The organism is Paenarthrobacter sp. JL.01a, from assembly GCF_025452095.1.
In the GTDB taxonomy this organism is placed as follows: Bacteria; Actinomycetota; Actinomycetes; order Actinomycetales; family Micrococcaceae; genus Arthrobacter.
The window spans coordinates 2431236-2447486 of the sequence record NZ_CP104877.1; the positions used below are offsets into that span (position 1 = coordinate 2431236).

At 63.2% G+C, this 16251-nt stretch carries 12 protein-coding genes; 2 read left to right on the plus strand and 10 right to left on the minus strand.

The genetic code is table 11. The annotated features are described in order from the left end of the window. Nucleotides 1-13: 13 nt before the first annotated feature. Entirely contained in the window at nt 14-1243 is a 1230-nt protein-coding gene (hemW, locus tag N5P29_RS11445) for a radical SAM family heme chaperone HemW (protein ID WP_262275094.1), read from the minus strand. Further along, the gene (gene lepA / locus N5P29_RS11450; protein ID WP_144658906.1) at nt 1244-3097 is read right to left on the minus strand and encodes a translation elongation factor 4; all 1854 of its coding nucleotides are present in this window, start codon (nt 3095-3097) and stop codon (nt 1244-1246) included. A 160-nt stretch (nt 3098-3257) separates the two neighbouring features. Between lepA and N5P29_RS11455 the strand changes: the two genes are divergently transcribed. Next, complete coding sequence (locus N5P29_RS11455) at nt 3258-3794, plus strand: type II toxin-antitoxin system PemK/MazF family toxin (protein ID WP_262275095.1); 537 nt, start codon at nt 3258-3260, stop codon at nt 3792-3794. A 169-nt stretch (nt 3795-3963) separates the two neighbouring features. Further along, nucleotides 3964-4224 carry a 30S ribosomal protein S20 gene (rpsT, locus tag N5P29_RS11460; protein ID WP_144658908.1) on the plus strand — a complete coding sequence of 87 codons (261 nt, stop codon included), beginning with the start codon at nt 3964-3966 and terminating at the stop codon, nt 4222-4224. Nucleotides 4225-4328: 104 nt separating this feature from the next. Here rpsT and holA read toward each other — a convergent pair whose 3' ends face one another. From holA to N5P29_RS11500, 8 genes are all read right to left on the minus strand, one after another. Further along, nucleotides 4329-5345 (minus strand): DNA polymerase III subunit delta, encoded by a 1017-nt coding sequence (gene holA, locus N5P29_RS11465; RefSeq protein WP_262275096.1) that lies wholly within the window; start codon nt 5343-5345, stop codon nt 4329-4331. Further along, the gene (locus N5P29_RS11470) at nt 5264-6982 is read right to left on the minus strand and encodes a ComEC/Rec2 family competence protein (RefSeq protein WP_262275097.1); all 1719 of its coding nucleotides are present in this window, start codon (nt 6980-6982) and stop codon (nt 5264-5266) included. The genes holA and N5P29_RS11470 overlap by 82 nt, the downstream gene beginning before the upstream one ends. After that, nucleotides 6975-7490 carry a helix-hairpin-helix domain-containing protein gene (locus N5P29_RS11475; protein ID WP_262275098.1) on the minus strand — a complete coding sequence of 172 codons (516 nt, stop codon included), beginning with the start codon at nt 7488-7490 and terminating at the stop codon, nt 6975-6977. Before N5P29_RS11475 ends, N5P29_RS11470 begins: the two co-directional genes overlap by 8 nt. 515 nt (nt 7491-8005) lie before the next feature. Further along, the gene (locus N5P29_RS11480) at nt 8006-9040 is read right to left on the minus strand and encodes a DegV family protein (protein ID WP_262275099.1); all 1035 of its coding nucleotides are present in this window, start codon (nt 9038-9040) and stop codon (nt 8006-8008) included. 8 nt (nt 9041-9048) lie between these two features. Then, entirely contained in the window at nt 9049-11577 is a 2529-nt protein-coding gene (leuS, locus tag N5P29_RS11485) for a leucine--tRNA ligase (protein ID WP_262278562.1), read from the minus strand. A gap of 312 nt (nt 11578-11889) precedes the next feature. Further along, nucleotides 11890-13404, minus strand: coding sequence for a glycerol kinase GlpK (glpK, locus tag N5P29_RS11490; RefSeq protein WP_144658913.1), 1515 nt, complete (start codon nt 13402-13404; stop codon nt 11890-11892). 79 nt (nt 13405-13483) lie between these two features. Next, the gene (locus tag N5P29_RS11495; protein ID WP_262275100.1) at nt 13484-14236 is read right to left on the minus strand and encodes an MIP/aquaporin family protein; all 753 of its coding nucleotides are present in this window, start codon (nt 14234-14236) and stop codon (nt 13484-13486) included. Nucleotides 14237-14405: 169 nt separating this feature from the next. After that, complete coding sequence (locus N5P29_RS11500; RefSeq protein WP_262275101.1) at nt 14406-16190, minus strand: glycerol-3-phosphate dehydrogenase/oxidase; 1785 nt, start codon at nt 16188-16190, stop codon at nt 14406-14408. Between the last annotated feature and the right edge of the window lie 61 nt (nt 16191-16251).

Genomic DNA, 16251 nt, shown 5'->3' on the forward strand with positions numbered 1-16251 from the left:
TGGCTTAGCCGGTTCAGTCCGGCAGGATCCTTCGGACTACCGCATCGGCCAGAAGACGGCCCTTCAGCGTCAGAATCAGCCGGCCCTTGAACGCCTGAACAGGATCAACCAGGCCGTCGGCGATAAGGCCCGCCATGGCATGGCGACCCACAGCATCGAGGGCGTCTACGGCAAGACCCGTTCCCAGGCGTGCCTCCAGCATGATCCGCTCGACTTCGCGGGTTCCGGGGTCCAGGGTTTCGCGCCCAGCAGCAGGCGAAGTTCCAGCGCCCAATCGTGACGCATAGGCCGTGGGGTGTTTGACGTTCCACCAACGGACGCCGCCAACATGCGAATGCGCACCCGGGCCGATCCCCCACCAATCATCTCCGCGCCAATAGGCCAGATTGTGCCTGCAGGCTTGTTCCGGGGTCCGGGCCCAGTTGCTGACCTCGTACCAGTCCAGGCCTGCCGCTGAGATCATTTGATCCGCCAGTTCGTATTTGGCGGCGTGGTCGTCGTCGTCGATTCCGGGCACTTGGCCGCGCCTGATCTGCGCCGCAAGCTTGGTGCCGTCCTCTACGATCAGCGCGTAAGCGCTGATGTGATCGGGCTCGTAGGACAGGGCCGTCTTGAGCGAGAGCTCCCAATCCTCCATGGACTCCCCCGGGGTCCCGTAGATCAAGTCCAAGCTGACGGCCAGGCCTGCCTCGCGGGCCCATTGAACCACCAAGGGAACCCGGCTGGGCGTGTGTGTGCGGTCAAGCACCTTCAACACGTGGGGAACCGCCGACTGCATGCCAAATGACACCCTCGTGAAACCTGCATCCGCAAGGATCTTCAGGGATTCGGGTGTTACGGAATCAGGATTCGCTTCGGTGGTTATCTCAGCGCCGGGCTCAAGGCCCCAATGCCCGACGGCGGCACGCAGGATCTGTGCCAAATCTTCCGCGGGCAGGAGGGTTGGCGTGCCGCCTCCGAAGAATACGGTGCTGAGGGGCCGACGCGGGAGGCCCGAGGCATCTAGGGCCGCAGCCGCGAATCCGAGTTCGGAGACCGCCGTCGATGCGTAGGCATCCTGTGACGCTCCGCCGCCGAGCTCGGTCGCGGTATAGGTGTTGAAATCGCAATAACCACAGCGCACGGCACAGAACGGGATGTGCACATAGAGGCCGAATTTGCGCTGCTCGACGCCGTCCAGCACCTGCGGCGGCAAAATGCCGTCCGCAGGTGCCGGATCGCCCAAAGGTAGGACGCTGGGCATTTACTTCTTGGCCTTGTCCTTTGACTCGTCCGTGGTCAGCGCTGCGATGAAGGCCTCTTGGGGCACCTCAACGCGGCCAACCATCTTCATGCGCTTCTTGCCTTCTTTCTGCTTTTCGAGCAGCTTGCGCTTACGGGTGATGTCACCGCCGTAGCACTTGGCAAGAACGTCCTTGCGGATGGCCCGGATGCTCTCCCGGGCAATGATGCGGGAGCCGATGGCAGCCTGGATGGGCACCTCGAACTGCTGCCGTGGAATCAGTTCGCGGAGCTTCCCGGTCATCATCACACCATAGGCGTAGGCCTTGTCACGGTGCGTGATGGCGCTGAACGCGTCCACCTGTTCGCCCTGGAGCAGGATGTCGACCTTGACGAGGTCGGCCACTTGCTCGCCGTCGGCCTTCCAGTCCAGCGAGGCGTAGCCGCGCGTCTTGGACTTCAGGAGATCGAAGAAGTCGAACACAATTTCGGCCAGCGGGATCCAGTAACGGAGTTCAACGCGGTCCTCGGACAGGTAGTCCATGCCCTTCATCTGACCACGACGGCTCTGGCACAGCTCCATGATGGCACCGACGAACTCGTTGGGCGCAAGGACGGTAGCGGAGACCATGGGCTCGCGGACTTCGGCGATCTTGCCTGTGGGGTACTCACTGGGGTTGGTGACGTGGACAACCCGCTTGTCTTCCAGGGTGACCTCGTACTCCACGTTGGGGGCAGTGGAAATGAGGTCGAGGTTGTACTCGCGTTCCAAACGCTCGCGGGTGATTTCAAGGTGCAGCAATCCAAGGAAGCCCACACGGAACCCGAAGCCCAGCGCAGCCGAGGTTTCAGGCTCATAGACCAGGGCGGCGTCGTTGAGCATCAGCTTTTCCAATGCATCACGGAGCACCGGATAGTCCGTGCCGTCCAGGGGGTAGAGGCCGGAGAAGACCATGGGCTTCGCGTCGGCATAACCACTGAGAGATTCAGAGGCCGGCTTGGCTTGGTTGGTGACGGTATCGCCAACCTTGGACTGGCGGACATCCTTCACGCCGGTGATGAGGTATCCCACCTCGCCAACGCCCAGGCCCTTGGACGGGGTGGGCTCCGGTGAGCTCACGCCGATTTCAAGGAGTTCGTGCGTCGCGCGGGTTGACATCATTTGGATGCGTTCGCGTGGATGCAGCTTGCCATCCACCACACGGACGTAGGTGACCACGCCACGGTAGGTGTCGTAGACCGAGTCAAAGATCATGGCACGCGCGGGGGCGTCGGGATTGCCAACAGGTGCCGGGAGGTCGCGGACGATCTTATCCAGCAGCGCTTCGACGCCAACGCCGGTTTTACCGGAAACCTTGAGGACATCCTCCGGGTCTCCACCGATAAGGTTGGCAAGCTCAGCCGCGTACTTCTCGGGTTGCGCCGCAGGGAGGTCGATCTTGTTCAGCACTGGAATGATGGTGAGGTTGTTTTCCATCGCCAGGTAGAGGTTGGCCAAGGTTTGGGCTTCGATGCCCTGTGCCGCGTCCACCAGCAGGATCGCGCCCTCGCAGGCTGCCAAGGACCGGGAGACCTCGTACGTGAAGTCCACGTGACCTGGAGTGTCGATCATGTTCAGGGCGTAGCTGGTGCCATCGAGTTCCCACGGCATGCGAACAGCCTGGGACTTGATGGTGATGCCGCGCTCACGTTCGATGTCCATGCGGTCCAGATACTGGGCCTTCATGTCGCGTTGCTGAACGACGCCGGTGAACTGCAGCATGCGGTCGGCCAAGGTGGACTTACCGTGGTCAATGTGGGCAATGATGCAGAAGTTCCGGATGATGGCCGGATCTGTTGCGGCGGGCACCGGTGCGGTGCGGGCCATGGGAGACACGCAGGATCCTTACTGTCGACACTCACACGGCAAATCATGGAACTGGGCACAAGCCAGCCCGAACGCGCCGCATATCTGATCCTCTAGTCTCCCATGAACCGGCGCTTCGCCGTACATTGCGCAGCGGGTTGCCCGCCACAGACGGATGTAGCGTATTCACATGGCCTTCGATATGCGCCCTTTGGGTAAATTCCTGCTGCGTTCTCTCCGGGTTTTGGGAGGCTCGGGCTCAAAAGCCGCCGCCCCATCAACTGGCGCCAAGAAGCCGGCCCGGCCTACCGCCGTCGGACATTCCGCAGTCTCCTACCCGGGCGACTTCGGCGGAGCCGTGAGGCCCAGCTACTCCCCCAAACCTGATGGCCAACCGGACCCGGGCGAAATCGTATGGGGATGGGTTCCCTATGAAGAGGACCATTCGCAAGGCAAAGACCGCCCTGTGCTTCTCATCGGGCGCGACGGGAAGTGGCTGCTGGGACTGATGCTCACGTCAAAGGACCATGACAACGGCAGGCGCGCCGATGACTACGTCGACATCGGCAGCGGGCCGTGGGACAGGCAGGGCAGGCCAAGCGAAGTCAACGTACGGCGCATCATCCGGCTGGATCCTTCGGCCGTCCGGCGCGAAGGCGCCGTGTTGGGTAAACGGCAATTCCAGGAGGTTTCGCGGAGCCTCCAAGGGCAGCAAAGCAGGCGTTGAGCGTCAAGTCTCCGTTTACGGGCCTCATCTGCTATCCTTTATAGCTGTGTGTCCGTGCAGGTCGACGGCCACGCATGGTTGGCTGCCATAGGCATCCCCACGCCGCTCAGTCGATGGCCAACCTGACAACCCTCTAGACCAATTTCCGCATTAAAAAGAGAGTTCATACGTGGCTAATATCAAGTCCCAGAAGAAGCGCATCCTCACCAACGAGAAGGCTCGCCTGCGTAACAACAGCGTCAAGTCTGAGCTGAAGACGGCCATCCGCGCCGTCAACACCGCCGTTGAGTCTGCTGACAAGGATGCTGCTGCAACTGCACTTGTTGCTGCCAGCCGTAAGCTGGACAAGGCTGTCAGCAAGGGCGTTATTCACAAGAACAACGCTGCGAACCGCAAGTCGGCGATCTCCAAGAAGGTCAACGCACTCTAAGGTTTTCCAGTTCGACTGAGCTGATCAAAAGGCCGGCGCCCCTTTGGGTGCCGGCCTTTGGGTTTTAACCAGACGGCGTTTGCCGCCTGGTGCATCAACCAGCTTCAGCGTCGGCTGGCAGAGGTGGCGATCACGGTCACAGCGTGCTCAACGGCGTACACCGGGTCGCGGGATTCGCCTTTCACCTGCGCGTCCGCCTCGGCAATGACCTGGATGGAACGGATCAGGCCCTCAGGGGTCCACCGACGCACGTCACGTTGGGCCTGCTCCACCAACCAAGGCTGCATTCCAAGATTCTTGGCAATGCTCGCCGATGATCCGTTCGCCCCGGCAACTTTGGCCAATGTCCGAAGCTTGGCAGCCAAGGCAGCCACCAGTGGAACAGGATCGACGCCGGTAGCCAACGCGTGCCGAAGCGTGGACAACGCCACCGGGCCGTTGCCGGCCATGGCGGCATCCGCGACTTTGAAGGCTGTGGCTTCCACACGCCCACCGTAGTAGCGCTCCACCGTCTCTGCCGTCACAGCGGTTGTGGCATCGGCAATGAGCTGGCCGCACGCCGATGCCAGTTCAGAAAGATTGGCTCCGACGGCATTCACCAGCGCCTGGACAGCCTCACCTTCAATGCGGCGGCCGCCCGCTTTGAACTCCGCGACAACGAAAGCAGTTTTGTCGGCGTCCTTTTTCAGGGGCTGACATTCGACGACGGGCCACCCGCCGGCCTTCACGGCATCAAGCAGCTTCTTGCCACGTACACCACCGCCGTGCCGAAGAACCAGGACAACGTCATGGTCAGGATGTTGAAGGTAGGCCAGACCGTCTGCCAGGAACGCATCGTTCATGGCTTCGAGGCCCTCGACCTCTATGAGCTTGCCTTCACCGAAGAGGGACGGGGTGACAGTCATCGCCAGCGTCCCGGCCTCGTAGGAGCCGGCGTTCAGACGGGTGAGCTCCACATCCGGTGTGCTGGTGCGTACTTGCGTGCGGATCCGGTCCATGGCGCGGATCCCGAGGTATTCTTCCGGTCCCGTGATCAACACTACGGCGGCCGGAACCGCGTCCCGCCAGGAGAGGGTGTTCGCCGCGGAGTTCTTGGCCCGAGTGTTTTGGGCAGCAGCCACTGGTGTTTCCTTCCGGACGATTTCCTGCAGTTTACAAGTCTGCCATGCCCGTGCCATGAGATGCGCTCCAAAGCCACCACTACGGCTGTGTGCAGGGCCATGACGCGTGCCACAAACGGCCGCGGATGCAGCAGCAGCCAGACTGCAGTGATGGTAACCACTGAGCCGAGCATCATGGACGCAATTCCGGTCGGCCCGTCGGCCCACGGCAGTGCCGCCCCGGGCAGGCCCGCGAAATACCTCGCCACCCCCGCAACTGCCGCCGCACAGCCACCGGCGAGGGCCACGGGCACCATCGCCAACCAGGGCGCCAACGCGGCCAGTGGAACAGCGATCGTACCGAGAATGGTCACTGGGGCCACCAAAGGACCGGCCACTACATTGGCGATGAAGGCGTAAGGGGTGAATTGCGGTTGGAGTGCAACGATGACCGGACCGCACAGCAGCTGGGCGGACAAGGGAACTGCCACTCCTGCAGCGATCCACCTGGGAACCCGGGCAGGGATCCAGGAAGCAATCCGGCGGGCCAAGAGCACGATACCGAGAGTGGCCAGCACGGACAGCAGAAACCCCACATTTGCGCTCATTGCGGGGTCCAGCAGCAACAGCAGCGCTGTTGCCACGCAAAGGAAAGTCAGTGAACGCCCCCGCAGACCGCCTACCATGGCGGCCAGCCCCACGGCCCCCATGACGGCTGCACGCAAGACGCTCGGATCCGGGCCGACCATGACAACAAAGCCCGCCAGTCCGCAGGCAGCAAACGCGCCGGCCAGCGGACGGGACAGCCGGAACGACCGCGCCAGCACAATAAACCCTCCAAGGACAAGGCTGCAATTAGAGCCGCTAACTGCAGTCAAATGGGTCATACCGCTGGTCCTCATGTCTGTTTCGAGGCTCTCCGGCATCGCGCTGGTATCTCCCGTAACCATCCCCGGCAAGAGCCCGGCTGCGTCAGGGGGCAACCATTGCGTGGCACTGCCAAACGCTTGCTTAAGCTGTCCTGCCGATTGACGGACATCGAATAGTGAGCGGATCACGACGGGTCCGGACGACGCCGATAGAAGTGCTGCCGCTGTTTGCCCCTCCCGCACTTCCTTCAGGATCCCGGTGGTTCTGACCAGCTGGCCAGGTCGCACCTCCTTCCAAGAATCTCCTCCGGTCACCACGACCTCGGCGGCTCCCCGCGTCACTGTGCCCTTGGCGGTGACTTCCTTCATGGTGGCCTCCACTGTCCATCTGGAGGCACCTGTATGACCCGGCACGCTCGCTTCCTTGGGGCTTGCCTTGATCAGGAGCTGGATGACGACGCCGTCCTTGCCCGCAACTGCCTCCGCCAGGGGTCCGGCCTCACGCTGGGTTGCTACGGCAGCGCAGTGGACTGCAACTGAGGCGCCCATGAAACACGCCAGTGCAAAGGTTGCCGGCAGTGTCCTGGCGCGGGTTCCGGCGGGTTGCCGGCGGCGTCCACCGATCATCAGGACTGCTCCGGCGATAGCCAGGATCCCTGCCGTTGCCCAAGACCAAAGGGCGCCATTGAAGCTGCCCACCAGCGCCGCACCCCAGGAGGTGGCGACGGCGGGCACCAGCCTGAGATCCGTTCGCTTGGCTGGCTCTTTTTCGGCCCTGGCCTCAGCCACCTTGCACCGTCACAAGGTCCTTGAGTGACTCCATGAGCTTGGGCCCGATTCCATCCACCGCATCAAGTTCGTCCACGGAAGTGAAGGCTCCGTGCTCCTTGCGCCAATCCAGTATGCGCTGTGCTGTGACTGGCCCTACGCGCGGCAATGTCCCAAGTTCCTCCAATGACGCCGTGTTGATGTTAATCTTGGCGCCAGCCGCCGCTGCTGGACCAGCTGTCCCGCTGGCGTTCCCGGTGCCGGGCTGGGAGGACGCCGCCGGCGGTGGTGTCTCTCCCATCGCGGGGACATACAGCTTGGTTCCGTCCGTGAGCACTTCGGCGAGGTTGAGGGCTGCCAGCTCGGCATTCGGCGCGGCCCCACCGGCGGCACTGATGGCCTGGAACACCCTGCTCCCCTGCGGCAATGAGACAACCCCGGGCTTGCCCACTGCACCAGCCACATGGACAACAACCACCCCTGCTCCCCCTTCCGGGGCTGCAGGCAAAGAGTCCGGGGAGTCAGTCACTTCTGCTCTTGCGGTGGTACCCGGGCTGGTCGGACCTGTCGATGCCCCAGCCTCGATTAACGGCTCCGAGGTTGCTTGTCCGTCTGCTAGCTGCCAGAAGTGCCAAACAACGAGTGAAGCACCCACCACGGCAAGGAGCGCAGCAACCCTCCAGGATGTGCGCCACCGCAGCCGAGTTCCAGGCTGACTTGAGTCCGCTCCCCCTGCCAACAGCGAGTCCAAATCATCTGTGGCTGCCCCGGGATCAGGGGCATCAGCCAGGTCCAACAACGGTCGACCGCCGCCGTCAGGGATCATTCGGGAGGCAAACCGCTCCCGCGCGGCCCGCGCTGCGGCGTCCGGGGATACGTCGCGGTTCCAGCGTGGCATGAACCGAGCCTACGGCCGGTTACGCGGCACCGGCGCGCGGTTTCAGCGCTATGTGGATAACCGGAACAGATTGAAGTTGCCACCGCCAGCACGGCTCCCGCAGCACTCCACACGCAGAAGAGTCGGCGTAAAGTTTTGCCGCAATATTATCCCGCCGGCGTGCTGCTCTCCCCCACGATGACCGCGAGAACTCCGAGCCCGGCATGCGCGGCCAAGACAGCCGGCAAAGCACTGATCTGGGGAGCCGGGCAGTCCGGGCAGCTTTCGTTCAACCGCGCAGCCAGGGCTTCGGCCTCGATCTGGTTGCCGAAATGGTGGACCGCCAAGCGTTGTTGGCCTGCCGGGCGGGAGGCAACGTCGGCAGCAACGATCTCCTCGAGACGGGCTATGGCGCGCACAGCGGAACGCACCTTCTCGAGCGGCACGATCTTGCCGCCGTCGACCGCCAAAATGGGCTTTATCGCCAACACCGTCCCCAGGAGTGACGCCGCGGCGCCAATACGCCCACCCCGCCTCAGCTGCTCCAGGCTGGGGACGTAGAAGTACACCTTGGTACGCTCCATGCGTTCCACGGCGAAGTCCCGGACTTCAGCGGCCTCCCGCCCGTCAGCCGCGGCAACGACGGCGCTTTGGACACCCATCCCCTGGGCCATGCCCACGGTGCGGGAATCAACGACTTCCACGGGAATCGCCACGCGGGCCGCAGCCAGGCGGGCGGCGTCGGCGGTTCCTGAGAGCTCGGAAGAAATATGGATGGAGACCACTGACTCAAATCCACGGCGTTGGGCCGCCAGATACGCCTGCTCAAATTGCCCAGGCGATGGCCGCGAGGTTTTTACCGAGGCGCCCGAAGCGAGTGCCAACGACAACGTCTGGGTGATGTCGTCTTCACCTTCGCCATAGATCTCATTCCCCACCATCACCGGCATGGGAACAACGGCCAGACGACCGTCGGCCGTAAAAGCGGAAACCCAGTCCGCGGGCAGCGCGGCTGCTGAATCGGTGACCACGGCAGTCTTGACGACGGCGGCAAGCGGCTCGTCCGCGGCAGGAACCGCCGCCGCTGGTTGCCGGAGGCGCGCAACTCTTTCCTTGAGCCACATCCAAGCGGGTGGTTCTCGCTCAGGCACGCAACCTCCAAAGATGATGGCCGGCCGCCGGCACAGTGCCGGCGGCCGCACAGTCCCCGCTAGGCAGGAACGATGTTCACCAGTTTAGGTGCCCGCACGATCACGGTGCGGATGCCACGGCCGTCCAGTGCGCGCTGCACGTTTTCCGAAGCCAAGGCGAGCTCGCGGAGCTCGTCTTCGGCGACGTCAGGAGACACTTCCAGACGATCACGAACCTTGCCTTGGACCTGGACCACGGCAGTAACGGTGTCCTGGACCAACAGCGCTTCGTCGTGGGTGGGCCAGCCGGCGTTTGCCACGGATGCCGGATGCCCGAGGGCGTTCCAGAGATCCTCAGCAGTGTACGGAGCGAACAGGCTCAGGATGACGGCAACAGCTTCGACTGCCTCGCGGACGGCGGGGTCCGCAGCGCCTGCACCGGAGTCAATGGTCTTGCGGGTGGCGTTGACCAACTCCATGAGGCGTGCCACAACGACGTTGAACTTGTTGTTGTCCAGGAGCTCGGCAGCGTCGGCAATGGTCTTGTGGGTCACCGTGCGCAAAGCACGGTCGCCCGTGGCCGGGTCGACACCGGGCTCGCTGCTGACGTCCTGGCCAAGGCGCCAGGCACGGGCCAGGAACTTGGCCGAACCCGACGGCGATACATCCGCCCAGTCGACGTCGTCTTCCGGTGGGGAGGCAAAGACCATGGTGAGGCGGACGGCGTCGACGCCGAACTTGTCCAGCTGCTCACCGAGGTCCACGCCGTTGCCGAGGGACTTGCTCATGGCTTTGCCGCCGTTGAGCACCTGCCCCTGGTTCAGGAGCGCAGAGAACGGTTCGTTGGCCTCGATCAGTCCAATGTCCTTGATGACCTTGGTGAAGAAGCGGGCATACAGCAGGTGCAGGATGGCGTGCTCCACGCCGCCCACGTACTGGCCCACGGGCATCCAGTCATTGATCTTCTCAGGATCAAAGGGGCCCTCGGTGTACTGGGGCGATACAAAGCGCAGGAAGTACCAGGAGGAATCCACGAAGGTGTCCATGGTGTCCGTGTCGCGCTGGGCAGCACGTCCACAGTTGGGGCATTCAACGTTGACCCATTCGACGGCGGCGGCCAGCGGGGAGGTCCCCTTCGGTGCCAGCGCTTCGCCACGCAGGTTGTCGGGAAGCCGGACCGGCAGCTGGTCATCGGGCACGGGTACTTCGCCGCATTCACCACAGTGGATGATCGGGATGGGGGTGCCCCAGAAACGCTGACGGCTCAGCAGCCAGTCACGCAGCCGGAAGTTGACGAACTTTTCGCCGGTTCCGAGCTTTTCCAGGATCTGGATGGCTGCCGGGATGGCTTCGGCCTTGGACAGTCCGTCCAGCTCGCCGGAGTTGATGAGCGTGCCTTCGCCAGCGGTAGCCACACCGGTCTCGGCCGGGTTCTCGTCGCCGGTTTCAAGCACAGGGCGTACGGGCAGGTCGAAGGCCTTGGCGAAGTCGAGGTCGCGCTGGTCGTGGGCGGGCACCGCCATGATGGCGCCGGTGCCGTAGTCGGCCAGCACGTAGTCCGCGGCCCACACCGGCAGCTTTTCACCGTTGAGTGGGTTGATGGCGTAGCGGCCGGTGAAGACGCCGGTTTTCTCGCGCTCGGTGGACTGGCGTTCGATCTCCGAGAGGGCCTTGACCTTCTCGCGGTACGCCATCAGTTCGTCGTGCTGCTCAGGGGTCACCAGATCCAGCGCAAGGTGTGCGTCAGCTGCGACGACGAAGAACGTTGCGCCGTAGAGGGTGTCGGGACGGGTAGTGAAGACGGTGACTTCGCGCTCGGCCCGGTCTTCCGTGGCTTCGATGACGAAGCGCACGTGGGCACCTTCGGACCGGCCGATCCAGTTGCGCTGCATGGCCAGAACGCGCTCGGGCCAGTGGCCCTGCAGCTGGTCCATATCCTCGAGCAGGCGGTCGGCGTAGTCAGTGATCTTGAAGTACCACTGGTTCAGGGACTTCTTGGTGACCGGCGTGCCACAACGCTCACAGGCACCGTTGACTACCTGCTCGTTGGCCAGGACGGTGAGGTCCTTGGGGCACCAGTTGACCGGCGAGTCCTTGCGGTAGGCCAGTCCGCGCTCGTAGAAGCGCTTGAACAGCCACTGGGTCCACCGGTAGTACTCAGGGTCCGAGGTGTGGATGCGGCGCGACCAGTCGGCCGAGATGGCGTAGCGCTTGAACGATGCCGCCTGGGTGTCGATGTTGGCATAGGTCCACTCGCTGGGGTGGGCGTTGCGCTTGATGGCCGCGTTCTCGGCGGGCAGGCCGAAAGAGTCCCAGCCGATGGGGTGCAGGACGTCGAAGCCCTTCTGGCGCAGGTAACGTGCGACGACGTCACCCATCGCAAACGCTTCGGCGTGGCCCATGTGAAGGTCACCGGAAGGGTAGGGGAACATGTCCAGGACATAGCGGCGTTCGCGCGAGCCGTCGTCGGCAGGCGTGAAGACTTTGAGATCCTCCCAGACCTGCGGCCACTTGGCTTCCATCGCAGCGAAGCTGTAGACGCCTTCTTCAGGCGCTTCGGCTGCGGCTGTCTGTGCTGTTCCGGTCTCTGTCTCCGGCTGAACGCTCACTGCTGCCCTCTTCTGTTCTTCGATGGCGGTATTGCCTCCTGCTGCGGCCCGGAATGCCCCGGACACACAAAAGCCCCTCAACAATGGAGGGGCGGCCGCACGGCTGATAAAGCCGGGCGGCTAGCTAAGCAGAAGGATCGCACGCATAGATCTACAATAGCGCACGATCCCCCAGCCCAGTCGCATTGAGCGGCTTAGGGAAGGCCAGCTCACTGACGCCGTGCCGTTATGGGGGCCCGGGAACGGCTTCGGGCGTCCGCGAAGCGGGCGGGCCCCCATAACGGCTAAGGCGTCGGGTCTGTCGAGTGATGCTTACTTAACGTCCTCGTCGACCCAGTCCATGGACTTGGTCACGGCCTTCTTCCAGAGGCGCAGCTGGCGTTCCTGCTCTTCAGCCGGCAACTGCGGCTCCCAGCGCTTGTCCTCGTTCCAGTTGGCGCTGAGCTCGCCCAGGTCCTTCCAGAATCCAACAGCCAGGCCAGCCGCATAGGCAGCACCGAGCGCCGTGGTCTCAACGACCTTCGGGCGGACCACGGGCACACCGAGGATGTCGGCCTGGAACTGCATCAGTGCCTCATTGGCGACCATGCCGCCGTCGACCTTCAACTCGGTGAGCGGAACGCCCGAGTCGGCGTTGACGGCGTCAAGTACCTCGCGGGTCTGGAACGCGGTGGCTTCCAGTGCGGCACGGGCGATGTGGCCCTTGTTGGCGAACCGCGTAAGGCCCACGATTGCGCCGCGGGCGTCGGCGCGCCAGTACGGGGCGAAGAGGCCGGAGAAGGCGGGGACGATGTAGACGCCACCGTTGTCTTCCACCGCGGCGGCGAGTTGCTCGACCTCCGGGGCTGAACTGATCATGCCGAGGTTGTCGCGCAGCCACTGGATGAGCGAACCCGTCACGGCAATGGAGCCTTCAAGGGCGTAGTGCGGCTTCTCGTCCCCCAGCTTGTAACCGAGGGTGGTGAGGAGGCCGTTCTTGGAGTGGACGATTTCCTCGCCGGTGTTGAAGATCAGGAAGCAGCCGGTGCCGTAGGTGTTCTTCGCTTCGCCGGGCTGGAAGGCGGCCTGGCCGAACGTGGCGGCCTGCTGGTCACCGAGGATGCCCGCAACGGGGGTCTCACGCAGGAGCTGGGAGGTGTGGACCTGGCCGTAGACCTCGGAGGAGGACTTGATGGTGGGCATCATGGACGCCGGGACACCGAAGATGTCCAGGATTTCCTGGTCCCATTGCAGGGTTTCAAGGTCCATGAAGAGGGTGCGCGAAGCGTTGGTGACGTCGGTAACGTGCACGCCGCCGTCGACACCGCCGGTCAGGTTCCAGAGGACCCAGGCGTCGGTGTTGCCGAAGAGGAGGTCGCCCGCTTCGGCTTTCTCGCGTGCACCGTCCACGTTGTCCAGGATCCACTTGATCTTGGTGCCGGAGAAGTAGGTGGCCAGGGGAAGGCCTACCTTCTGCTTGAAGCGCTCAAGGCCTCCATCCTGCGCCAACTGGTCGACGATCGGCTGCGTGCGGGTGTCCTGCCACACAATGGCGTTGTAGACAGCCTCGCCGGTGTTCTTGTCCCACACCACGGCCGTTTCGCGCTGGTTGGTAATGCCGACGGCGGCAATATCGTGCCGTGTCAGGTTCGCCTTTGACAGTGCCGAGGCAATGACCTCCCGGGTGTTGTTCCAGATTTCCGCCGGGTTGTGTTCAACCCAGCCGGCCTGGGGGAAGATCTGCTCGTGTTCCATCTGGCCGGTGGAGACAATGTTGCCCGAGTGGTCGAAAACGATGGCGCGCGAGCTGGTGGTGCCCTGGTCAATGGCGATGACGTATTGGTTCATTGTGACGTCCTTGTCTGTTCTTGTTGGTTACTCGGTGGGATCTGTTGCGTGCGGATAAGAACGGTTGTTGCAGGCGGTGTCAGCCGGCAAGTGCAGGCATGATGCCCGGTACCAAAAGGCCCACAAGTCCGGCCAGGGCGCCACCAACCAGGGGTCCTACAACCGGAACCCAGGAGTAGGCCCAGTCGCTGGAGCCCTTGCCCTTGATGGGAAGGATGGCGTGTGCAATGCGCGGACCGAGGTCACGTGCGGGGTTGATGGCGTAGCCTGTCGGACCACCGAGGGACACACCGATACCGACGACGAGCAGCGCTACGGCCAGGGGGCCGAGTCCCGAAGGGGTTCCGCCAAAGGTCAGGATCACGAACACCAGGACAAAGGTGCCGATGATTTCGGTGATCAGGTTCCACGGGGTTGAACGGATGGCCGGTCCGGTGGAGAAGGTACCCAGCTTGTTTGCTGCCAGGGGTTCTTCGTCGAAGTGCTGCTTGTAGGCGAGCCAGCAAACCACGGCGCCCAGGAACGCACCGAGGAGTTCACCACCAAAATAGGTCAGGGTCGAGCCGAATGTGACCGCCACGTCCGGCGCGTACTCCCCCTTGCCGTTGACCAACAAGCCCAACGTGACAGCCGGGTTCAGGTGCGCACCGGACTTTGCGGCCACGAAAACGCCCGCGAAGACCGCTATACCCCAGCCCCACGTCACCATCAAGAATCCAGCGTTGTTGCCCTTGGTGCCTTTGAGCGCAACGTTGGCCACAACACCGCAACCCAGCAGGGTCAGCATCATGGTTCCGAATACTTCGGAAAGGAAAACTATTCCAAGAGACATCTTTGACTCCTCTATTTTCTGTTGTCAGCCTCCTCGCGGGTGAAGAGGCTGTTGGGACGGTTCCGTTGTCTCCGGAACCGTCCCGGTGTGGTGGTCCCCTATCAGGTCCACCTACCCCCCATTCCGCCCCTGCCGCGTGGTGGGACGGTCAAGCTGTTTTCGGTGCCGGCTAAGCTACGAGGCTGTGCACGTCTACCTTGTGGAACCGCTGGAGAACATCCTGTGCGTGCCGGATTTCGGCCTCACGGGTTGCTGCGTCCCAACCAAGCGGCTCTGACAGGGCAGCGGCGATCTCGTTGAGCAGCTCACCGGTCACAAGGCCCCGGAACGCGAGGGACGTCCTGCGGATGAGGACATCGATCAGGTGTCCGATCTGCTCGTGTTCGGCCATGAAGGCCAGTTCACGGACACTGAGTTCCCGGGTTGACCGGAGCGGCTGGTCCTGGCCGGCGTTGAGGTACTCGATGACCGCTTCAGCCCGGGTTCCGTAACGGGTCAACAGCACGGCAACGCGGTCAGCGTCCAGGCCCGGCCCCATGTGCTTCTTGATCCATTCCTGTTCGCCCTGTTCGGTATCCGGGAAGCCGGCGCCTCCGCCGATGGCGAGTTTCGCCGTCGAGACCTTGCGCTCCATCCCCAGTTCGCGCAGGACGTCGTTCGTCATGTGTTCCGCCAAAGCGCGGAAGGTGGTCCACTTGCCGCCCACCAGGCTCAGTACGACGGCGTCTTTGCCGCCTGGCGTCGTCACGGCGTCTTTTCCGGTGCGGACGTTGCGCTCGATGCGGTAGTCGCGGGAGACGAATCCCGGCTGGGTCTCATCGTGCCGGGGCAACGGACGGACACCTGCGAAGCTGTAGACGATCTGGTCCCGTTCCACCTTGATGGTGGGGAAGACATGGCCTACCAGGTCGAAGAAGTAGTCGATTTCCTCTTCGGTGCAGACCGCGTCCTCCGACATATCGGCGTCCACGTCGGTGGTACCCACCAGGACGCGGTCGCCCATCGGGTAGATCAGCACGATACGGCCGTCTGTGTGCTCGAAGAAGATCTCGCGGCCGTTGCAGGCGGCAAGCAGTTCGGGGTGGTCCAGGACAATGTGGGAGCCCTTGGTCCCGCCCATGAACCGGCTGGCAGCCCCCATGGCCTGGTTGGTGAGATCCACCCAGGCACCAGTGGTGTTGACGATGACGTCAGCTTGAAAGTCGAATTCCTTGCCGGTCAGTTCGTCGCGCAGGCGGACTCCGTCTGTTCCCATGGAGACGAGGGAGACGTAGTTGCTGGCACGGGCGCTTCCTCCTGGAAGGCCGCCGCCAAGGCCGGCCTTCTCGCCGTCCTGCAGGACGTCGAGGGTCAGGCGCTCGGGGTTGTGCACGGAGGCATCGAAGTAGGTTGCTGCGTACTTGATGCCGGAGTGCAACTTGGGAAGCTCGGCAAGTGCGCGGGTCCGTCCGCGGAACTGGTGGCGCGGAACGCTGCCGCCGTCGCGGGAGAAGAAGTCATACATGCTCAGGCCCACCTTGATGAGAAACGCACCGCGTTCCTTGGGCTTGCCCTGCTTGTGGGTGAGGAAGCGCGTCGGAGCGGAGAGGATTCCCGAGAAAGTGCTGAAGATCGGGATCGTCGTCTGCAGCGGCTTCACGTAGTGCGGGGCAATCCGGAGCAGCCTGTTGCGTTCAACAACGGATTCCTGGACAAGGCGGAATTCGCCGTTTTCGAGGTAGCGGATGCCGCCGTGGATCATGTGCGACGACGCACCGCTGGCTCCCTGGCAGTAGTCGCCGCGTTCCACGAGCGCTACATCGACGCCTTGCAGTGCGAGGTCCCGGAAGGTTCCGACACCATTGATGCCACCGCCGATGATGAGTACCTTCGCCGTCGGCCGCTCCTGAAGTGCGACAACGGAGTCACGCTGCTGTGAGTGTTGTGAGGTACCGGAAATCCTGTTGTGTCCCAAAACTGCTCCCTTGGGCTTGGTTCGTGCGCTGCGCCACTCGCTGCTGCACCGTTCACCACTA

Coding starts and splice junctions, on each gene's coding strand:
- hemW (WP_262275094.1), bottom strand. CDS start 1,243: ATGCCCAGCGTCCTACCTTTGGGCGATCCGGCACCTGCGGACGGCATT.
- N5P29_RS11455 (WP_262275095.1), top strand. CDS start 3,258: ATGGCCTTCGATATGCGCCCTTTGGGTAAATTCCTGCTGCGTTCTCTC.
- glpK (WP_144658913.1), bottom strand. CDS start 13,404: ATGAACCAATACGTCATCGCCATTGACCAGGGCACCACCAGCTCGCGC.
- N5P29_RS11495 (WP_262275100.1), bottom strand. CDS start 14,236: ATGTCTCTTGGAATAGTTTTCCTTTCCGAAGTATTCGGAACCATGATG.